Annotated in this window: 18 protein-coding genes, 1 tRNA gene and 2 pseudogenes; 6 read left to right on the forward strand and 15 right to left on the reverse strand. The window is 71.7% G+C overall.

Annotated features, from left to right (window positions below; all coding sequences use genetic code 11):
* Positions 1-154 precede the first annotated feature (154 nt).
* Genes ABZ990_RS28300 through ABZ990_RS28310 form a run of 3 tightly spaced genes read left to right on the forward strand, consistent with a single transcriptional unit; the run spans position 155 to position 2489 of the window.
* Positions 155-712, forward strand: coding sequence for a nitroreductase family protein (locus ABZ990_RS28300; protein ID WP_361237459.1), 558 nt, complete (start codon positions 155-157; stop codon positions 710-712).
* Positions 675-1016 carry a DUF6092 family protein gene (locus ABZ990_RS28305; RefSeq protein WP_361237462.1) on the forward strand — a complete coding sequence of 114 codons (342 nt, stop codon included), beginning with the start codon at positions 675-677 and terminating at the stop codon, positions 1014-1016. Before ABZ990_RS28300 ends, ABZ990_RS28305 begins: the two co-directional genes overlap by 38 nt.
* Positions 1017-1034: 18 nt before the next feature.
* Positions 1035-2489 carry a tRNA-dependent cyclodipeptide synthase gene (locus ABZ990_RS28310; RefSeq protein WP_361237464.1) on the forward strand — a complete coding sequence of 485 codons (1455 nt, stop codon included), beginning with the start codon at positions 1035-1037 and terminating at the stop codon, positions 2487-2489.
* A gap of 188 nt (positions 2490-2677) precedes the next feature.
* On the opposite strand, the gene ABZ990_RS28315 is transcribed toward ABZ990_RS28310, so the two are convergent.
* Complete coding sequence (locus ABZ990_RS28315; RefSeq protein ID WP_361237467.1) at positions 2678-3955, reverse strand: tetratricopeptide repeat protein; 1278 nt, start codon at positions 3953-3955, stop codon at positions 2678-2680.
* 618 nt (positions 3956-4573) lie between these two features.
* Between ABZ990_RS28315 and ABZ990_RS28320 the strand changes: the two are divergent.
* Positions 4574-4942, forward strand: a pseudogene (locus ABZ990_RS28320) (hypothetical protein); the annotation flags it as partial.
* A 172-nt stretch (positions 4943-5114) separates the two neighbouring features.
* Complete coding sequence (locus tag ABZ990_RS28325) at positions 5115-5933, forward strand: fused MFS/spermidine synthase (protein ID WP_361237516.1); 819 nt, start codon at positions 5115-5117, stop codon at positions 5931-5933.
* 73 nt (positions 5934-6006) lie between these two features.
* Here the strand turns inward: ABZ990_RS28325 and ABZ990_RS28330 are convergent, their stop codons facing one another.
* The 7 genes from ABZ990_RS28330 to ABZ990_RS28360 form a co-directional block, all read right to left on the reverse strand.
* Positions 6007-6846, reverse strand: a complete 840-nt coding sequence (locus tag ABZ990_RS28330; protein ID WP_361237470.1) for an alpha/beta fold hydrolase — start codon at positions 6844-6846, stop codon at positions 6007-6009.
* Positions 6847-6952: 106 nt separating this feature from the next.
* On the reverse strand, positions 6953-7372 hold the full coding sequence (locus ABZ990_RS28335; protein ID WP_361237473.1) for a hypothetical protein: 420 nt from the start codon (positions 7370-7372) through the stop codon (positions 6953-6955).
* Between the two features lie 66 nt (positions 7373-7438).
* Complete coding sequence (locus ABZ990_RS28340; RefSeq protein WP_361237476.1) at positions 7439-7579, reverse strand: hypothetical protein; 141 nt, start codon at positions 7577-7579, stop codon at positions 7439-7441.
* Between the two features lie 19 nt (positions 7580-7598).
* Positions 7599-7772: a hypothetical protein gene (locus tag ABZ990_RS28345; protein ID WP_361237479.1), complete on the reverse strand. Its 174-nt coding sequence runs from the start codon at positions 7770-7772 to the stop codon at positions 7599-7601.
* A gap of 403 nt (positions 7773-8175) precedes the next feature.
* Positions 8176-8248, reverse strand: a tRNA-His gene (locus ABZ990_RS28350).
* Positions 8249-8458: 210 nt separating this feature from the next.
* On the reverse strand, positions 8459-9067 hold the full coding sequence (orn, locus tag ABZ990_RS28355; protein ID WP_361237482.1) for an oligoribonuclease: 609 nt from the start codon (positions 9065-9067) through the stop codon (positions 8459-8461).
* 109 nt (positions 9068-9176) lie between these two features.
* Positions 9177-10460: a helix-turn-helix domain-containing protein gene (locus ABZ990_RS28360; RefSeq protein ID WP_361237486.1), complete on the reverse strand. Its 1284-nt coding sequence runs from the start codon at positions 10458-10460 to the stop codon at positions 9177-9179.
* Between the two features lie 993 nt (positions 10461-11453).
* Between ABZ990_RS28360 and ABZ990_RS28365 the strand changes: the two genes are divergently transcribed.
* Positions 11454-11975: a universal stress protein gene (locus tag ABZ990_RS28365; protein ID WP_361237489.1), complete on the forward strand. Its 522-nt coding sequence runs from the start codon at positions 11454-11456 to the stop codon at positions 11973-11975.
* Positions 11976-12396: 421 nt separating this feature from the next.
* On the opposite strand, the gene glmS is transcribed toward ABZ990_RS28365, so the two are convergent.
* From glmS to ABZ990_RS28400, 7 genes and pseudogenes are all read right to left on the reverse strand, one after another.
* Complete coding sequence (gene glmS / locus ABZ990_RS28370; protein ID WP_361237492.1) at positions 12397-14214, reverse strand: glutamine--fructose-6-phosphate transaminase (isomerizing); 1818 nt, start codon at positions 14212-14214, stop codon at positions 12397-12399.
* Between the two features lie 90 nt (positions 14215-14304).
* Positions 14305-14580 carry a hypothetical protein gene (locus ABZ990_RS28375; protein WP_361237495.1) on the reverse strand — a complete coding sequence of 92 codons (276 nt, stop codon included), beginning with the start codon at positions 14578-14580 and terminating at the stop codon, positions 14305-14307.
* Between the two features lie 322 nt (positions 14581-14902).
* Entirely contained in the window at positions 14903-16642 is a 1740-nt protein-coding gene (locus ABZ990_RS28380) for an IucA/IucC family siderophore biosynthesis protein (RefSeq protein ID WP_361237519.1), read from the reverse strand.
* 171 nt (positions 16643-16813) lie between these two features.
* Positions 16814-17269, reverse strand: a pseudogene (locus ABZ990_RS28385) (GNAT family N-acetyltransferase); the annotation flags it as partial.
* Positions 17266-18585 carry a SidA/IucD/PvdA family monooxygenase gene (locus ABZ990_RS28390; protein WP_361237498.1) on the reverse strand — a complete coding sequence of 440 codons (1320 nt, stop codon included), beginning with the start codon at positions 18583-18585 and terminating at the stop codon, positions 17266-17268. The pseudogene ABZ990_RS28385 and the gene ABZ990_RS28390, both read right to left, overlap by 4 nt.
* Positions 18572-20020, reverse strand: a complete 1449-nt coding sequence (locus tag ABZ990_RS28395; RefSeq protein WP_361237501.1) for an aspartate aminotransferase family protein — start codon at positions 20018-20020, stop codon at positions 18572-18574. Before ABZ990_RS28395 ends, ABZ990_RS28390 begins: the two co-directional genes overlap by 14 nt.
* 192 nt (positions 20021-20212) lie before the next feature.
* Positions 20213-20533: siderophore-interacting protein (locus tag ABZ990_RS28400; RefSeq protein ID WP_361237504.1), on the reverse strand; the 321-nt coding region annotated here is incomplete at its 5' end.

Here is a 20533-nt window from a genome sequence, read left to right on the forward strand (position 1 = left end):
GGTCGCCCGGGTGGTTCTCGGATCCGGGCCGTGGATGTCCACGGCCGCGCGCGGACGACCTGCTACCTTCCCGAATCGGGACAATTGCCATTTCCGGCTACGGTTCACGCGCATCCGACTCGTGATCGTTTCCCGGGGTTCGGAGAGGATGGACTTGGCCACGTCACTGGCGTCCTCGTCAGCCGCCTTGCAAGTGATCCACACCCGCAGCGTGGTGCGGCAGTTCACCGCCGAGCCGGTGGACGACGACCGGCTGGACGCCCTGCTCGATGCCATGCTGGCCGCCCCCACCGGCGGCAACAAACAGGCCTGGGCCTTCGTGGCCGTGCGCGACAGACGCAATCTCCGGGTGCTCCGGGCCTTCTCCCCGGGACTCATCGAGCCGTCCCCGCTGGTGGTCGTCGCGTGCTTCGACCGCTCCCGGGCCGTGAAGGACGACGGCGAGTTCTGGGACGAGGGGCTGCTGTGCGTGGCCATGGCCGTACAGAACCTGCTGCTCGCCGCCCATTCCATGGGCCTGGGGGGATGCCCCGCCGCCAGTTTCCGCCGGAAGCCCATCCAGACCCTGCTGCGGCTGCCCGATCATCTCGAACCGCTGCTCATGGTGCCCCTCGGATACCCGAAGAGGGACCTCGTATCTCCCCCGCGTCGAGACCGAAGCGAGGTGGTCAGTCATGAAGTCTGGGGAAACACCTCCCCGTCCGGTCGATGAGGAACTGGTCCTCTTGGCCGCGTATCTGCTCAGCAGCGGACGGGGGCTCATCGACGAACCGCAGCTGTACGGCACCTTCCGGTGCATCGACGCCGCCCGCCGCGTCCTGGTCCTGCTCAAGGACCGAGGGCTCGACGACGGCGAACTCCTCACGCTGCACGGCCGGCTGGAGGATTTCATGTGCGGTCCGATGATCCAGCGGGACGTCGCCGGCTTCCTCGACGAGGTGTGCCTGCGGCTCACGCTCCACCTGAGGGATTCCGACCTGATCCCGCAGGAACCCCCGTCCGTCGTGCTCGCGTGACGTGAGGGAAACGACGTCATGAACCAGTTCGACGTGCTGCCCGTCACGGCCATGTGCCGCAAGGTCTTCGAGCGTGGCGACCACGTACTGATCGGGGTCAGTACGGGCAACAGCTACTTCAACCAGGACCGGTTGAGCGCCCTCCTCGGCTGGGCGGAGCGGCACTTCTCCCTGATCGACGTGATGTACGTCGACACCCACATCGACACCATGCTCATGGCGCAGGGGTGCACCCCGGACGAGGCGGGGAGCCGGACCCGGCGGATGCTCAAGGACGTCCGCCGCAGACTCCGGCGCGCGCTGGAACGGACCGCCGGCGCCGGGTCCGAACGCTTCCGCGTCCGGCCGCTGTCGGAGTACGAGGCCCTGCCGAGCTATCAGGAGGTCCTGCGCGGAATCGACCCGGACCTCGGCGGGGGCGGGTTCCTCGCGCGGGCCGCCGAGGAGCAGGTCCGCGACCTGCTGACGTCCCACGCGCCGAGTCCGTCCGAGGGGGCGTCCGAGGCGCAGTGGGCGGCGGGACTCGCCTATCTCCGCGCCGAGTTGCCCTTCCTGCTGAACACGCCCGCCATCATCGACGTGCCCTCCTCGATCACCTGCTACCACAAGGAGATGCCCGTCGTACGGGAGTTGTTCCAGGGCCTCGGCAGCCTCGACCGCAATCCGCGGCAGGGCTTCCTCGTGGTCCGTCCCCCGGCAACCGAACCACCCGCCGCCGCCTCCCGGCCGGCGCCCCCACTTCCCCGGAGGAACCCGGTGACGCTCACCGAGCAGTACGACGAGATCGCGTCCGACTACACCGATGTGGAACGGGTGTTCAGCACCTATCGCGGTCTGATCGAGATCCCTTCGCTCCTGCACGCCCTCGGGCCGGTCGAGGGGAACTCCGTCCTCGACATCGGCTGCGGCTCCGGCGCCTACGCCCGGTTGCTGCGGCAGCGGGGCGCGGACCGGGTCCTGGGGGTGGACCTGTCCCCGGGCATGGTCGAGACCGCGCGGCGGCTGGAGGAAGCGGAGCCGCTGGGGGTGCGGTACGAGGTCCACGACGCCGTCGACATGCCCGTCCTCGGCGCGTTCGACGTCGCCGTGGCGGTCGCGGTGCTGCACTACGCGGACAGCAGGGAGGCACTCGCCAGGATGCTCCGGCGGGCACGGGCCAACCTCGTCACCGGCGGGCGCTTCCTCGCCTACGTCGGCAACCCCCGACTGCCCTCCGGCGTCGCGCAGATGAACGGCCTCGTCGTCCACCGCCCGGACGACCCCCGCGACGGGGACCCCTCCCCGCTCACCATCCCGACCGTTCCGCCCACCACCCTCCCGGCCCGCTACTGGAGTTGCGAGACGATGGAGGAGGTCCTGCGGGAGAACGGCTTCGGTCACGTGGTGTGGGAGCAGGTGCAGGGCATCCCGGAGGGCGAGTTCGAGCCGGTGAACCTCCTGCTCAGCGCCCGCGCGGAGCCCGTCGGGGCGTGACGTCCGGCCGCATGCGAACCGGTCCCGCTCGCACGGTGGTTCGCGCGCCATGAAGCCGACTCCCACTCCCCGCGAGGGAGTCGGCGGTGTCATTCGCGCGGGTCACGCGGGTCGCACGGGTCGTGCGGGTCGCACGGGTCGTGCGGGTCGCACGGGTCGCGTCGGTCGGGTCGGTCGCGTCGGCCGGGTCAGCGTCCGGCGAGGACCTGGCGGGTCTCCGACAGCATGCGGCGGATGCGTGCCGACTCCACGCCTTCCAGGGCCGCTTCGACCCGGCGGACCTCGGCCGCCGCCTCGTCGGGCCGCCCCGCGTGCGCCAGATCGATCGCCAACTGGGCCCGGTAGAGGGCGAGATTGCGGGCGAAGTGCGGATCCTGGCGGAGGGTGGCCCGCTGGGCGTGCCGGGCGGCCCGCGACCAGTCGCCGAGCAGCGACCAGCTCTTCGCCTCCAGCGCCTCCATCTCCGGTTCACCGAAGAAGGACATCCACTCCGGATCCTGGTCGGCGCTGCCCCGCCCGAAGAACGTGTGCGCGCGGGCCAGGGCCCGTACACAGGCGGCCCGGTCCCCGAGCCCGGCCCACGCCCCGGCCAGCCGCAGACTGAGCAGGGCGAGCAGCCGGGCCGAGCCGAGCGACTGCGCGGCCCGCAGTCCGGCCTCCGCGGCCCGTACCGCCTCGTGGTACCGGTGCGAATCCCGGGCCAGGAACGAGGTGTTGCAGAAGGCGTGCGCCTCCAGGGCCGCGTCCCCGGCCACCCGGGCGGTGGCCAGGGCCTCGGCGTAGTGCGAGCGGGCGTCCTCCAGTCGGCCCGAGTCATGGGCCAGCCAGCCGACGGAGATGGCCAGTTCGCCGGCTCCGTTGTGCAGCCGTCCGGCGGTGTCGCGGCGGGCCGTGCCGCCCGCGTCGAGCAGGGCGTACGCGGCCCGCAGCGGCTGGGTGGCCCGCTGGTAGAGGCGTTCGGCGCCGTACCGGTCGTCGAGCAGCCGGATCCTCCGTACGGCGTCCTCGACGGCGCGGACCTCGGTGTCGCCGACGCGGCGGGCGCCGCGGGGCGCGGGGACCGCGACGGCGGGGCCGTCGTCCAGTCCCAGGGAGGCGGCCGCAAGGGTGGCGGTGCCGCCGGTCATGAATGCGCGACGCAGCACGTCGCTCTCCTCATCGTTCCGGGTGGTGAGGGCGGGGGAGGGCGACATGGCCGCGCCGCGGCCGCGGACGGCCTCCCTCGCCGAGAACCCCAGGTCCGCGAGGCTCAGCCCGGGGAACATGTGCAGGAAAACCCGCTCGTACGCGTAGTTCGGGCAGCGGATCTCGCCTGCCTCCACGCGCCCGATGTAGCGGGCGTCGCAGGCGACCCGCTCGCCGATCTCGCGTGCCGAGCGGCGGACGAGCGCCGCGAACTCGGCCGGCGAACGCCCCCCGCGCAGCTGGCGGAAAGCGAGATTGGGAACTGCCCGTGACAACGCCATGGCCGAGCCCTCTCCTGGTGCTGCCGGTGTTCCGGCGGGCACGAACGTACCCGCTGTTACCAGCCGCTCACGCGGAGTTTGCCAACAAACCGGATATCTCGCCGGTGATCTGCCATGAACTGCCATCCTTTGGCGCGGCGCGCCGCCGTTGCCGTTGACGCGGCAGGGCGTTGAACCGGGCGGAGAGGCCGAACGCGTCTCCTCTGCGCCCACGAGGAGGGTCCCATGATGGAGGCCGGAGCCACCGGAGCCATCGGAGCCGTCGACCACACCGCGTCACTGTCGTCGGCGGCACCCGCGCTGCCGCTGTCCTCGATGCCGCCGAGTCCGCCGATGCCACCGATTCCGTCATCGCCGCCGATGCCGCCGTCACCGCCGATGCCTCCGATGAGCACGACGGCCCCGGCGCCGCCGAGGCCGGTGCCGTCCCTTCCGCCGCCTCCGGCTCCGGCTCCGGTTCCGTCTCCGGTGCCGTCGGCGCACGCGCGGCCGGCGTCCCGGCACCAGCCTCCTCCCCACACCCGGCCCCGGACCGATTCGTCTCCGCCGTCGGCCGAGGGGCAAGCGCCCGCCCAGGACGCCGACGCCGATGCCGGCCCGTCCCCGGCGGCGCCGGACGAGCCCTGTGATCTCGTGACCGTCCCGGCCCGGCAGGGCCTGGAGGCGGTGGACATCCTGCGCCGGGGCGGCGCGCCGGCCGTCGGCCCGGTGCTGCACGACGGCGCGTGCGACACCCTCGGCTTCCTGGTGCCGCCCGGCACGGCGGCGGCCTGGGACGTGCCGGGCAGCGCCTGTACGCGGACCGACGGGCGCGGTCTGCGCCTCCCGGAGCCGCCCGGGCTGCCCGGCCCGGACGGCGCCGCCACGCGCCCGGCGGACTGGCTGCTGCCGCCCGGCGAGGACGGCGCGGTGACCGACCCCGTCATGCTGCGCGAGGCCCTGGGGGAGGCCGCCCGGCTCATCGAGGCGGTGGACGGCAGCCGGTAGGCGCCGACGGGACCTGGGAAACCCGGGGCTGGTGGGGCAGGTGGGGCCCGTGGGGCGGGGCCCGGCCGCCCGCGCCGATAATGGGGGCGTGGCCAGGAACAAGCAGAAGGAACGGGGGAGGGACCGCGACCGCGACCGGGAGCGGGAACGCCCGGCGGGAACCGAGGCGGTCGTGGAGACCGTCGACGGAGGGCTCGCCGAGATCGTCCCCGACCGGGACCGCGCCCACGCGTGGACGCTCCTCATCGACGGCGCCCCGCAGTCGCACGTCGACCTCGACGACCCCGCGTACCTCTCCTTCGAGTACCAGCGGCGCCTCGGCCACATCGCCGATCTCGTCGCCCCGCCGAACCGGCCCATCCAGGCCGTGCACCTCGGCGGCGGCGCCTTCACCCTCGCCCGGTACGTCGCCGCGACCCGGCCCCGCTCCACCCAGCAGATCGTCGAACTGGACGAACCGCTGGTCCGGCTCGTCCGCCGGGCGCTGCCGCTCGACCCGGGCGCCCGGATCCGGGTGCGCGCCGGCGACGCCCGCGCCGGGCTCGGGAAGATACCGGACGGCTGGGCCGATCTGATCATCGCGGACGTGTTCAGCGGAGCCCGTACGCCCGCGCATCTGACCAGTACGGAGTTCCTGCACGAGGTACGGCGGGTGCTGCGGCCGGACGGCTGGTACGCGGCCAACCTCGCCGACGGTCCGCCGCTCGCCCATCTGCGCGGCCAGATCGCGACCGCCGCGACCGTCTTCCCCGAACTCGCGCTGGCCGCCGACCCGACCGTGTGGCGCGGGCGGCGCTTCGGCAACGCCGTACTGCTCGCCTCGGATCGGGAACTGCCGGTGGCCGAACTGACCCGGCGGGTGGCGACCGACCCGCACCCGGGCCGGGTCGAACACGGCCGCGCCCTCGCCGACTTCACCGGAGGCGCGGTCCCGGTCACCGACGCGAGCGCCAAGCCCTCGCCCGTACCGCCGCCGTCGGTCTTCCGCTGAGCCACGGGCGTCCGGACATCCGGGCATATGCCAGGACGCACCCGCCCGCGCCTCCCCCGTTCGTACGCCCGCGTCACCCGGTCACGGCGGCCCGGAACCCTTCCCAGTCCTCCTCCCACGGCATATGCCCGGCGTCCGCCAGGGTCACCCGCCGCACCCGGGGCAGCGCCGCCACCAGCGAGTCGACCGCCGACCGGGGGCGCATGTCGAGGGCGCCGTCCACGACGACCGTCTCCACGTCGAGCCGCGCGCACCGCGCGAGCAGAGCCGCCGGGTCCTCGGCGCGCTTGGCGGCCCCGAGCCACCGGCCCGCGGCGGTGTGGATGCCGTCCGCGTACCAGGGGGTCGCCATCCGCGCCGCCTGCTGGAGCGCCCGGTCCGGATCCGCGAAGTCGGTCGCCCAGCGCAGCACGCACTGCTTCCGCTCCTGCGCCGGCGACGGGTCGGGGAGCGCGGCCAACTCCTCCCAGTGGCGGCGGCGCGGCCCGAGGGCGCGGAGGAAATTCTCGGCATATGCCGGACGCCACTCTTCCTCCGGGCCGATGCCGACACCGGAGACGTACACCAGCCGTTCGACCTGCCGGGGGTGGTCGAGGGCGTAGCGGAGGGCGAGGTACGCGCCCCAGGAATGCCCGAGCAGAACCATCCGCTCAAGCCCGAACCCCCGTCGTACGGCTTCCAGATCGGCGACCGCGCGGGCGAGCGTGTACGCCTCCGCGCCCCCGTCCCGCCCCTCGGAGCGCCCGCACCCGCGCTGGTCCCAGCGGTGCACCGCGTACCGGTCGCCGAGCCGGTCCGCGAGCTCCCCGAAGGTGTCCCGGATGCCGGGCCCGCCGTGACACAGCACCAGGGGAGTCGCCCCGGAGCCCGTCCGCCGGGCCCAGAGCCGTACTCCGTCATCCGTGGTGATCATGTGCGCTCCCCCTGCGTCCTGCGTCGACGACCCGTCGCGCCGAAGGTAGCCCGCGCTCGGGACCGGGCACAGGGGCCTGTCGGGGAGGCGGTCCGGCGGGGAGGCGCTACATCTGGCGCGCGAAGATGCGGGCGCCGTTGTGGAAGGTGACGGTGAGGCCGTTGCGGCCTGGCTCGCCGGCCTCGGCGGGGCGGGTGGACCACCGTTCGACCGCCTTGATCTCGGGGCACTTCGCGGCGGTGAGGACGGCCGCGAACCATGCCTCGGGAACGTCGGCGGTGTCCGGCGACCCCAGCACCGGGGCAGGGTCGCCCGTCACGGGTTCGTCGGTGAAGCCCTCGTGCTTCGCCCCGTCGGGCAACTGGCCGGCGAACTGCCAGCGGCTCTCGCCGCTCGACGTCATGGTGAGGGACAGGCCGAACGGGTGCTTCGTGTCGCCGTCCTCGGCGAGCGTCCGCGCGCGGCTGACGGCGGGGTCGTTCTTGGCCAGGTCGAGCACGAAGTCGGTGAAGCGATGGGGGCGCATGGGCGAAGGTGTCCTCTCAAGCCGACCTGGCCGTCCCGTGGATCTGTCGGGGATCAGGGTCTGGGGCTACTGCGATCCGCACGTGCCGCAGGGGAAGCTCGACTGCGAGGCGACGGTGCCGTCGTCGTTGTAGACGCAGATGGTGCTTTTGGTGCCGGTGCAGGTCGTGGTCTTGCTCGGGTCCGCAGGGTCAGGAACCGACCGCATGCAGGGAACTGCGCGATCCTCATGGCGCATGAGTGAACTCCAGCTTCTCCTGGGCGGTCGGCTCCCAGTGGCGGCGGCAGGAGGCGCAGAACCAGGTCCACCGCTCCGGTGTGGCCGGGACGGCGCGGGTGGTGTCCTTCCACAGCATCGGCGCGGGCGTGCACCGGGGGCAGGGCGGGGGCATGGGCGCCATGGCGTCTCCTTCCGGGAGAGACCAGCCTGGCGCGCGGGCCCGCCGCGAGGAGGGCCGAAGCCACTTGATCACCCACATGGGCGATTCCCACGGGCACCTGTGCGGAGTCCGGGCGGGACGCGGGGCCGGCCCCGCCCGTACCTCCGGAGCACGCACCTTGTGCGCCACGTCACACGGGCATCGCCGTCGCCGCGTACGTACGGGTGGCACGGAGGGAGGGTGGCCGGCCGGAGAAAGGGCGCCCGAATCAAGAAAAGTGGCGCGCGTCACAACTGTCGTGTCGTCACCGCGCGGCTTCCTCAGTCACCCCGGCCCCTCGTCCGAAGGAGTGGGGGAGGGGCGAGGAAAGGGCGGAAACGATGAAGGGCCGGTCCGCTTTCGCGAACCGGCCCTTCATCTTCAGGGTGAGTGACGGGACTCGAACCCGCGGCATCCTGGACCACAACCAGGTGCTCTACCAGCTGAGCTACACCCACCATGTCCGGTCTTCTGCCCGAGGGCTTCCCTGACCGGCCGAGAAGAAGTCTACAGGGTTTTTGGGGGTGCTCGCGCACACGTTTTCCGAGCGGCGTTCCGGCGGGGTTCCGGAGGCGTTCCGAGGGGGTCCCGACGGTGCTTCGACGGGGTCCCGGCGAGCGCGAGCGGGGGCGTCCCGGGGGTCCGGGGCGCCCCCTGGGGCGGGACGGTCAGGCCGGGTCGGCCGGGACGGTGTGGCGCGCCGCGATCTGCTTCGCGGTCTCCGAGTCGGGACCGGGCTGCGGGACGAAGACCGCCTCCCGGTAGTACCGCAGCTCCGCGATGGAATCGCGGATGTCGGCGAGGGCCCGGTGGTTGCCGTTCTTCTCCGGACTGTTGAAGTACGCCCTCGGGTACCAGCGGCGGGCCAGTTCCTTGATCGAGGAGACATCGACGATCCGGTAGTGGAGGTGCCCCTCCAGGGCCGGCATGTCCCGCGCGAGGAAGCCCCGGTCGGTGCCGACCGAGTTTCCGCACAGCGGAGCCTTTCCGGGCTCCTTGACGTGCTCGCGGATGTACGCGAGCACCTGGGCCTCCGCGTCGGCGAGGGTGGTGCCCCCGGCGAGCGCGTCGAGCAGCCCGGACTTCGTGTGCATGTCGCGCACGATCTCCGGCATGGTCTCCAGGGCCGCGTCCGGCGGGCGGATCACGACGTCCACACCTTCGCCGAGTACGTTCAGTTCCGAGTCGGTGACCAGTGCGGCCACCTCGATGAGTGCGTCGTCCGTCAGCGAGAGCCCGGTCATCTCGCAGTCGATCCACACCATGCGATCGTTCATGCGTCCTACCTTATGGCCGTACGACGAACGAAGGGCTTCCCGGGAGGCGATCCCGGGAAACCCTTCGTTCGGTCGATCTCGGCGCGGGCCGCAGGCGGCCCCGCTTCTGCTAGGGCGCGCTGCGCTGGCCCGGCAGGGCCGGGCGGCCCGGGGTGAAGGCGTCCGAGGCCGGTTTGCCCGGCTCCATCGGCCCACCGGGACGGCGCAGCACCGGCGGCGGACCCGCCTGGGCCTGCATCGCCCCCGGCATGCCACCGGACATCCCCGGCATGCTCCCCATCCCAGCACCCATTCCCGCACCCATCCCGGCCTGGGCCTGGGCGGGCACCTGGGCCACCGGGACGGCCGCGTCGAGCAGCGCCGGACCGCCGTCGCCCTGCGGACGCCGGGCGCGGTAAGCCGCCCGGTACGCGGCCGGCGACGAGCCCAGCTGGCGCCGGAAGTGCCCGCGCAGGGCCACCGGCGAGCGGAAGCCACAGCGCCCGGCGACCTCGTCGACCGAGTAGTCGGAGGTCTCCAGGAGCCGCTGCGCCTGGAGCACCCGCTGGGTGATCAGCCACTGGAGCGGAGCCGAACCGGTCAGCGAGCGGAAGCGGCGGTCGAACGTCCGCCGTGACATGTACGCGCGCGCCGCGAGCGTCTCCACGTCGAACTGCTCGTGGAGGTGTTCCAGCGCCCAGGCGACGACCTCGGCCAGCGGGTCGGCGCCGATCTCCTCGGGTAAAGACCTGTCGAGGTAGCGCTCCTGACCGCCACTGCGCCGCGGCGGGACGACCAGCCGGCGCGCCAGGGCGCCCGCGGCCTCCGTGCCGTGGTCGGTCCGCACGATGTGCAGACACAGATCGATTCCGGCCGCGGTGCCGGCCGAGGTCAGTACGTCGCCGTCGTCGACGAAGAGCTCCCGCGGGTCCACATGGACCGACGGGTAGCGCTTGGCGAGCGTCGGCGCGTACATCCAGTGCGTGGTCGCCGGGCGGCCGTCGAGCAGCCCGGCGGCGGCGAGCACGAACGCGCCGGTGCACAGACCGACGATGCGTGCTCCTTCCTCGTGCGCCCGGCGGAGCGCTTCGAGCGCTTCCGGCGGCGGCGGCGAGGTGATCGAGCGCCAGGCCGGTACGACGACCGTGCCGGCACGGCTGATCGCCTCCAGGCCGTAGGGCGCGGAGAGTTCGAGTCCGCCCGTGGTCCGCAGCGGACCCTCTTCGCCGGCGCAGACGAGCAGCCGGTAACGCGGAACTCCCGCGTCCTGGCGGTCGATGCCGAATACGGAGAGCGGAATCGAGCTCTCGAAGATGGGGCCGCCGCTGAACAGCAGTACCGCGACGACTTCGCGACGGCGGCGCCCGGACAGTTTCCGTACCGCCGCCTCCGGTGCGGCGGAGTCCTGGCTCATGACGCTAAGCCCCCCTCGGTGTTGGCGTCTCCCTGGTCGTGTCGGATTGCCACGTTTCCCCTTGGTTTTGCGCGAGACCCCAGTCTTCGGTACCCATGATCGAATCTACTGTGTCCCATGGCGCCGACGTGACAACTTCTCCTTCCGGCACATTGTCGACATGACAACTTGGCGCGAAGCGTTCGATCGTGTGGCGCGCCGTAACGCCGTCATGCCTGGGCGTACGCGGGTCGACCGCTCTTCGGCCAGGGATTGGCTGATCTTTGGAAGTTGGCTGAAAACATACGCAGTCTGGCGGCCCAGGCTGTCAACTTCCGCGGAAGTTACCGCGTCGTAGGCGCCGGCCGGCACAACACGGGCGCCGGGCGGCCCTCGTGGCCGCCGGGACGGGTGGGACGGACGGGAAAGAAGGGGAACACGGCCTGGCCGCCCGCTCGGTAGGGCTCCGGTACGGCTCCGCGCGCGGGCCCGGCGCGCAACCGATCACGGCCGGGACCCGACCTTCACGACGCGCGCCTATGAGCGCCCGGCGCACCCCTTCACCCCCGCGGCGCGCGCCGGTGCGGGTGGACGGCGCAGGGCCGGCCATCACCGTCCCGGCTGACACACGGGGCGTCGGGTGGACGTCGAGCTGACGGCCGAGGGGTGACGGCGGGAGCCCGGGTTGATTCCGCGACACCGGCGCTGACCTGGGCAAATGGGGAACGGAACGCTCCGTTCACCGGATACGGGGCCCGCCGGGGTCGCGCTCCGGGGCCGAACGGACGCGGAGAGGGCCTTTCCGGCATTGCGCAGCGGCACGGGCCTCGTGCATGCTCCCTGGAACCGTCCGAACGCCCGCGGTGGCGTACCTGGGCACGAGAGGAGTGCCGCCGTACCCTTGGGGGTATGGGCTTGGGAAGATGATTCCCGGACACAGCTCCGCCGCCAACCGTTGTTCCGCTCCCCGTCCTTTCCGCTCCTCCACAGAGGACTCTCTCCGCCGAGACACCGATGGCCGGTCACGAATTCCCCGAACCCGCGGACCGCAAGCGCGTCGCCGACTCCACGGTCGACCCCCTCGCGGTGGAACAGCCCCGTCACGCCTGCGATCCGGCCTTCCGGCACGGAGTCGTCGTGGGCTTCGACGGCTCGACATCCAGTGAACGCGCACTCGCGTACGCCATTGGCATGGCACGCAGGTCAGGCTCCGCCCTGATCATCGTGCACGTCGCCAACCGACTCCCCACCACCGTGTGGGCCGGCTGCGAACCACCGGTCTTCGTGGACGTGCCGGACCACCGCACCGAAGTGCTCGGGCTCGAACTCGCCTGCGCCGACTACCTGTCCGAGGTCCCCTGGATCCTCGTCGAACGCGGCGGGGACATCTGTCACGAACTGGAGGAGGTCGGCAAGGAGTACGCGGCGGACGCGATCGTCGTGGGCTCCACGCACGGCATCGTGGGCCGGATCTTCGGCTCGGTCGCCGGCCGGCTCGCCCGCCGCGCCCAGCGTCCCGTCGTCGTCATCCCCTGACGCCTCGGGGTGCTCCGTAACCCCTGCTCCGTAACACCCGGCCGGTCCGGCAGGGGCGTTTCACGCCACGCGCGCCGGACACGGCGTACCGGATGCCGGACTCCGCGCGCCGGAGAACGGCCGCGGAGGAGGGGTGAGGGGGAGGGGTGAGGGGGCGCGGGGAACGGTTGCCGGGCCCTGGTCCGACACCTCGCTCCAACCCGGGCCCCGGTACGGCGAGCTGACGGGCCGTGAGGCCTAACTCCCGCCGGGACGGGGCTCGTAGGGGCTCCGTGCGCCACGTACGCCCGTACAGGCACTCGCCCGCCACAAGCGCGGAGCCCCCGCGCACCTGGGATGCGCGGGGGCTCCGCTGTGTCCGGCCGGCCGCGGGGGACAGGCCCGCGGCCGGGGGTCCGGGAGACAGGCCCGGACGGGCCGGCTACTCGACCGTGACGGACTTCGCCAGGTTGCGCGGCTTGTCGATGTCGCGGCCCATGGCGAGCGCCGTGTGGTACGCGAGGAGCTGGAGCGGGATGCCCATCAGGATGGGGTCGAGCTCGTCCTCGTTCTTCGGCACGACGATGGTGTGGTCGGCCTTCTCCTGCGGCTGGTGCGCGACCGCGAGGATCGGGCCGCTGCGGGCCTTGATCTCTTCGAGGGCGGCGCGGTTCTTCTCCAGCAGGGCGTCGTCGGGGACGATCGCGACCGTCGGCAGGGCCGGCTCGATGAGGGCCAGCGGGCCGTGCTTCAGCTCGGAGGCCGGGTAGGCCTCGGCGTGGATGTAGGAGATCTCCTTCAGCTTGAGGGAGGCCTCCAGGGCGACCGGGTAGCCCCGGACGCGGCCGATGAACATCATCGACTGGGCGCCCGCGTACTGCTGCGCCAGCTTCTTGATCTCGTCCTCGTCCTTGAGGATCTCCTCGATCTGGCCGGGCAGCCGGCGCAGGCCCTCGATGATCCGCTTGCCGTCGGTGACCGACAGATCGCGGATCCGGCCGAGGTGCAGCGCGAGCAGCGCGAAGGCGACGACCGTGTTGGTGAAGCACTTGGTGGAGACGACGCAGACCTCGGGGCCGGCGTGCACGTACATGCCGCCGTCCGCCGCGCGGGCGATCGCGGAGCCGACCACGTTGACCACGCCGAGGACGCGGGCGCCCTTGCGCTTCAGCTCCTGGACGGCGGCGAGCACGTCGTACGTCTCACCGGACTGGGAGACGGCGATGTAGAGGGTGTCCGGGTCGACCACCGGGTTGCGGTAGCGGAACTCGGAGGCCGGCTCGGCGTCGGCCGGGATACGGGCCATGCCCTCGATGAGACCGGCGCCGATGAGACCGGCGTGGTACGAGGTGCCGCAGCCGAGGATCTTGATGCGGCGGATGGAGCGGGCCTCGCGGGCGTCCAGGTTCAGGCCGCCGAGGTGCACGGTGGAGAAGCGGTCGTCGATCCGGCCGCGCAGCACGCGGTCGACCGCGTCGGGCTGCTCGCTGATCTCCTTGTGCATGTACGTGTCGTGGCCGCCCATGTCGTACGAGGCGGCCTCCCACTCCACGGTCTCGGGCGTGGCCTGGGTGGACGCGCCGGTCGTCGTGTACGTGCGGAAGTCGTCGGCCTTGAGGGTGGCCATCTCGCCGTCGTCGAGGGTGACGACCTGGCGGGTGTGGGCGACCAGGGCGGCGACGTCGGAGGCGACGAACATCTCCTTCTCGCCGATGCCGAGGACGACCGGGGAGCCGTTGCGGGCCACCACGATGCGGTCGTTGAAGTCGGCGTGCATGACGGCGATGCCGTACGTGCCCTCGATGCTCTTCAGCGCCTCGCGGACCTTCTCCTCCAGGGTGTCGGCCTGGGAGCGGGCGATGAGGTGGGTGATGACCTCGGTGTCGGTCTCGGACGCGAAGACGACGCCCTCCGCCTCCAGGCGGACGCGCAGCTCGGCCGCGTTGTCGACGATGCCGTTGTGGACGACGGCGACCTTGTTCTCGGGGTCGAGGTGCGGGTGGGCGTTGACGTCGCTCGGGGCGCCGTGGGTGGCCCAGCGGGTGTGCGCGATACCGGTGGTGCCCGCGAAGCGCTTGGGGACCCGGGCCTCCAGGTCGCGGACCCGGCCCTTGGCCTTGACCATCTTCAGGCCGGCGGCCTTGGGGCTGGTGACGACGATGCCGGCGGAGTCGTAACCCCGGTACTCCAGGCGCTGCAGCCCTTCGAGCAGCAGGGGGGCGACGTCACGCTTGCCGATGTAACCGACGATTCCGCACATACGAGTGTTGACCCTCCAAAGTCCGGTGGTGATGCCCGGTCGCTTCGCTTCGTTCCGTTCGCCGGCCCGTGGGGGCCGGTCCGGTCGCTGTCAGCCGTACACGATGCGGCGCAGCTGCCGGAGGGAGAGCTCCGGTGGCGCCACGGCGCGGTGTGGCAGTTCGGACGCGATCTGTTCGAAGATCTGCGCGTTCACGGAACCGCCGGCCTGGAGCTCGCGGTGGCGGCGCCGCACGAACTCCTCGGTCGACTCGTCGAAGTACGCCAGCACGTCGAGCACCACCCGGGCGGCCTCACCGCGCCGGAGCGCGGTGCTGCGGACCAGATGGTCGATGAGGTCGTCGTGCGACGGTCGGCGTTCGAGCACCCGTGAATTTTGCGGCTTGATCGATGGGCAATGCAAGAATCTTGCCCGAAAACGGGCAAGTGCCGCCATGATCACACCCCCGAACGGGCTCATTGGTCTGAACCTTGATCGAGGGGGAGGGGTGTTCGATACGCGGAGTGGCCGGACGGTCGCGCAGTGTTGGGGTATGAACGTACGGGTGCGGGCCCCGGCGGAGGACCGTACTCCGCCGGGGCCCGCACCCGGGTCCCTGTCTTTTCCTTCTTCTTTTACGCGGCCTTCTTTACGCGGCCTTCTTTACGCGGCCTTCTTTTACGCGGCCGCCTTCCGCGTCCGCTCCCGGTCAGACGAACCGGGCGATCGGGTTCTCCAGCTCGCCGACCAGCTGGAGCGCTCCCGACGGGTCCGCCAGGTCCACCATCTGCTTGTTGTCCCGCAGCTGGAGCCGGTTCAGCGCGGACAGCGCGAAGGTGGGCGTGAACATGTCGTACCGCGCGAAGCGCTCGGCCAGCTCGGGGTGGTCCGCCTGGTAGTCCCGTACGCACGCGGCGACCGTCCGCCAGAAGTCGTCCTCGCCCAGCACGCCCTCGGCGGCCAGGGTGGCGCCGAGGAAGCGGAAGAAGCAGTCGAAGACGTCCGTGAAGACCGACAGGAGCCGCATGTCCTCGGGCACGTCGGCGCGGATCCGGTCCACCGTCGGCGGCAGCACCGCCTCCGGGTCCATGATCACGATCTCCTCGGCGATGTCCTTGAACACCGCCCGCACGACCGTGCCGCGCTCGTCGAGGACGAGGATCACGTTCTCGCCGTGCGGCATGTACGCCAGGTCGTACGCGTAGAAGCTGTGCAGCACCGGCAGCAGATACGCGTCGAGGTAGCGGCGCAGCCAGTCGGCCGGGGTCAGGCCCGAGTCCTTGATCAGCGCGCCCGCGAAGGACGCGCCGGCGCGGTCGGTGTGCAGCAGCGAGGCCATGGTGGCGAGCCGCTCGCCCTCGGCGAGGGAGGCCACCGGCGACTCGCGCCACAGCGCGGCCAGCATCTTGCGGTAGGGGGAGTAGCGGTCGGTGGCCGCCTCGAACTCCAGGTGACGGTAGCCGACGGCCGCCCGCTCGCGGATGATCGAGAACCGGACCGCCGTGAACACCGGGTCCGCCGCTATCAGTTCGGCCAGCCAGTCGTTGATGGCGGGGGTCGCCGCCATGTAGGCCGCCGAAAGTCCGCGCATGAAGCCCATGTTGAGGACGGACAGGGCCGTCTTCACATAGTGCTTCGCCGGGTCGGAGGTGTTGAAGAAGGTACGGATGGACTGCTGGGCCAGATAGGCGTCGTCGCCCTCGCCCAGGAACACCAGCCGCTCCTGGGCGACTTCGGCGGCGAACGTGACGCTCAGCTTGTTCCACCACTGCCAGGGGTGCACGGGCACGAGGAGGTAGTCCGCGAGGTCCAGGCCGCGGGCGGCCAGGACGGCGGCGAAGCCGTCCACGGCCGTGTCGCCCAGCTCGGCGCGGATGAAGCGCTCGTAGTCGATGCCCGCCCCGGCGGTGAACGTGGTCCGGTCGCGATGCGCGGCCAGCCAGACGAGGTGGACGGGCGTGGCGGCCTCGGGGGCGTACGCGCGGAACTCGTCGACGCCGAAGCCGAGCCGGCCGTTGTTCGCGACGAAACAGGGGTGGCCCTCGGTCATCCCGGTCTCGATGTCCTGGAAGCCGGAGCGGGCCAGCGTGGCGGCGCTCGTCTCGGGCTTCGTCGCCTTGAACGCCGTACCGGCGAGGGTCGCGGAGATCTCCTCCAGGTACACCGGCAGGACCGTGTCCGAGAGGCCGAGGCAGCCGCGCAGTTCGGTGACGAACGCGAGCGCGTCGAGGGGGAGTTCGGTGCCGTCGCGATGGCGGGTGATCGACTCGGGGCGGATGTCCCAGTGGTCGAGCGCGTAGCGGTCGGCGGTGAAGCGGTACGTGGTGCGCTCGTCGTCGCTGAGCACCTCGTAGCGTCCGTCGGCCGTCTCGCGCGGGGTCAGCAGCCGCTCGTGGGTGAACTCGGCGAGGCCCTTGCGGATCAGCGCGCGGGTGGCGTCGGCCCACAGGGCGGGGGTGAGGTGGGCGACGGCGGCACCGGCGCCGGCCCCGGACGGCGTCGCGGTGTCGGTGGCGGTCTCGGTCTCGGCGGTCGGCGTCCCGGTCGCGGTCGCGGCTTCGAAGTCCGCGCGGGTGCAGAAGCTCAGCAGGGCGTTCTTCTCCGGCTTGCGGATCTCCCGCTCGGGCACGAAGCCGACGGCCTTGTTGAGCGTGTGCACGGCGGCGTTGCGGACGTCCGGCTCGACGACCACGCGGACGGTGGCCGGGTCGGCGAAGAGTTCGCGCATCACGCCGGTGATGACCCGGCGGGTGAAGCCGCGCACGGGGGTGTCGGTCGGCGCGACGAGGAAGTGCATGCCGACATCGCCGGGCAACGGGTCGTACAGGCCGACCAGTTCGACCTGGGCGGGGTCGTAGCGCTCCATGAGGAAGGCGGGCGCCCCGTCGACGAGGCCGATGAAGGCGTCGTGGTGCGGGTGCGCGGCGATCTCCGCGTAGGCATGCTCGACGTCCTGGACCGACGCGTCCCCCATCATCCAGAAGGCGGCCTTGGGGTGGGTGACCCAGCCGTGGACGAGCTCCGCGTCCCCGGCGGGGTCGAGGGGGCGGACGCTGATGCCTGCGGCGGTGGTCATATGCCGAACTCCTGGAACGCGATGGTCTTCTCGACCGGGTAGTACTCGGCGCCGAGCATGTCGCCGATGATGTAGGCGTTGCGGTACGGGCCCATGCCCAGGTCCGGCGAGGTCACGGAGTGGCTGTGGACGCCGGCGTTCTGGAGGTAGACGCCGTGGCCGGTGACGTCGATCGCGTAGTTGCGGGCGGCGTCGAAGCGGCCCCGGCCGTCTTGGACCAGCCGGTCCGCGATCGGCGCGAGGAAGGCGGGCGGCTCGTAGCCGTAACCGGTGGCGAGGACCAGGCCCTCGCTCTCCAGCTCGAAGTCCTCGCCCATCTCCTCCTGGCAAAAGCCCAGGCTGTACGTGCCCGCCGCCTCGTCGTAACGGGCCGAGGTCAGCGCGGAGTTGGTGAGCAGCCGGGTGGGGACGGGGCCGTCCAGGTTCTTCTGGTAGAGCAGATCGAAGATGGCGTCGACGAGCGCGCCGTCGATGCCCTTGAACAGGCCCTTCTGCTCCTTCTCCAGGCGGTAGCGGGTGTCCTCGGGGAGCGCGTGGAAGTAGTCCACGTACTCGGGCGAGGTCATCTCCAGGGTGAGCTTGGTGTACTCCAGCGGGAAGAAGCGCGGGGAGCGGGTCACCCAGTTCAGCCGGTAGCCGTGCTCGTGGATCCCGCCGAGCAGGTCGTAGTAGATCTCGGCGGCGCTCTGGCCGCTGCCGACCAGGGTGATGGACTTCTTCTTCAGCAGCGCCTCGCGGTTCGGCATGTAGCGCGAGGTGTGCAGGACGTCGCCGCCGAGGCCCTGGCAGGACTCGGGGACGACCGGGGTGGTGCCGGTGCCGAGCACGATCCGGCGGGCCCGGTAGGTGGCGCCGGCCTCGGTGGTCACCACGTACTCCTCGGCGGCCTCGTCGAAGGAGACGGAGGCGACCGTGGTGCCGAACCGGATCGAGGACAGCTTCGCGGCGGCCCAGCGGCAGTAGTCGTTGTACTCGGTGCGCAGCGGGTAGAAGTTCTCGCGGATGTAGAAGGAGTAGAGCCGGCCCTTCTCCTTCAGGTAGTTGAGGAAGGTGTACGGGGAGGTCGGGTCGGCGAGGGTGACGAGGTCCGACAGGAACGGCGTCTGGAGGTGGGCGCCGTCCAGGAACATGCCCGAGTGCCACTCGAAGTCCGGCTTGGACTCCAGGAAGAGGCCGTTCAGTTCGGCGATCGGCTCGGTCAGGCAGGCGAGGCCCAGGTTGAAGGGGCCGAGCCCGATGCCGATGAAGTCGTAACGGTCGGGCGTCGGGGCCGTGGCGGCCGTCTCGGGCGACTGGCGCGTCTCAGGCGTGGACAAGGTTCTCTCCCAGGTACTGCTCGGCGTGGCCGGCGATCAGATCGAGGACGGCGGCGATGTCGGCCGCGGTGGTCTCGGGGTTGAGCAGGGTGAACTTCAGGTACTGGCGGCCGTCGACCTTCGTGCCCGCGACCACGGCCTCGCCGGAGGCGAACAGGGCCTTGCGGGCGTGCAGGTTGGCGCGGTCGACGTCCTCGGGGGACACGCCGGCGCCGGACGGCTCGGGGACGTAGCGGTAGACGAGGGTGGACAGGCTGGGCGCGGTGACCACCTCGTAGCGGGAGTCGGCGGCGAGCAGCGCGTAGCCCTCCCGGGCCAGCGCGCAGACCTCGTCGAAGAGCCCGCCGATGCCGTCGGCGCCCATGACGCGCAGGGTCATCCACAGTTTGAGGGCGTCGAAACGGCGGGTGGTCTGGAGGGACTTGTCGACCTGGTTGGGTATCCGCTCGGCGACCGCGCGGCGCGGGTTGAGGTAGTCCGCGTGGTACGTGGCGTGCCGCAGCGTCGCCCCGTCGCGGACCAGCACGGCGGACGAACTCACCGGCTGGAAGAAGGACTTGTGGTAGTCGACGGTGACGGAGTCGGCCTGCTCGATGCCGTCCAGGAGGTGGCGGCGGGTCGGTGAGGCGAGCAGTCCGCAGCCGTAGGCGGCGTCGACGTGCATCCAGGCGCCGTACTCGGCGGCCAGCGCGGCGATCTCCGGCAGCGGGTCGATCGAACCGAAGTCGGTGGTGCCGGCGGTGGCGACGACGGCCATCGGGATCAGGCCCTCGGCGCGGCAGGCGGCGAGTTCGGCGGCGAGGACCACCGACTGCATCCGGCGCTCGTCGTCGACCGGGATGGTGACGACGGCGTCCGGGCCGAGGCCGAGCAGTTTGGCCGACTTCTGGACGCTGAAGTGGCCGCACTCGGAGGCGAAGATCCGCAGCTGGGAGGTGTCGACCGGGCTCGCCTCCTCGCGGGCGAGCAGCAGGGCCTGGAGGTTGGACTGGCTGCCGCCGCTGGTGAACACGCCGTCCGCGAGCGGACCGAGGCCGATCCGGGCGGTCGTCCAGTCGATCAGCCGGCGCTCGATGAGGGTGCCGCCGGCGCTCTGGTCCCAGGTGTCCAGGGAGGAGTTGACGGCGGACAGGATCGCCTCGCCGACGAGGGCGGGGATCACCACCGGGCAGTTGAGGTGCGCGAGGTAGCGGGGGTGGTGGAAGTAGACCGCGTCCCGCAGATAGACGTCCTCCAGCTCGTCGAGGGCGGCGCGGACGTTGCCTAGTGGCCGGTCGAGGTCCACGGCGTCGACCACGGGGGCGAGTTCGGCGGGCGTGACCCCGCTGAACGGGCCGCGCGTCGTGGCGAGCCGGCGGGCCACTCGCTCGACTCCTTCGGTGGCGGAGCGTCGGTAGACGTCCGCCGTCGTGTCGTTGAGCAGGTGGGAGCGCATGGGGGGTGGCCCTTCCGGGAGCGGACTCGGTCGGTTTGAGTAAGGTTAGCCTAACCTAACTTTGAATAAGTGAAAGCCCCTCAATTCCGTGGAATCGAGGGGCTTTCAGGGGGTGTGGCGGGGGAGTGGTGGTCTTCACGGTGCCGCGAGGGCGGTCCGCTACGTGCCGGCCCGCGCTTCTTCCGGGGAGGTTCAGGCGGCCTCGGCCCGCGCCTCTTCCTTTGTCTCGTCCGGGACTTCACGCAGCGCGTCCTCGGACAGGCCCTTGCGCCAGTAGCCGACGAAGGTGACCCGCCGCCGGTCGAGTCCGCGCTCGCGGACGAAGTGGCGGCGCAGCGCCTTCACCGAGCCGGACTCGCCCGAGAGCCAGACGTACGGCGCGGAGCCCGGCAGTTTGGCCGCCGCGACCGCCGCCACGGCGGACGGCGCGCCCTCGTCCCGTACGAGCCAGGTGACGGTGGCGTCGGCGGCCGTCTCCAGCTCCAACCGGTCCTCGGTGTGCGGGACTTCGAG

The organism is Streptomyces sp. NPDC046203, assembly GCF_040646255.1.
Classification (GTDB): domain Bacteria; phylum Actinomycetota; class Actinomycetes; order Streptomycetales; family Streptomycetaceae; genus Streptomyces.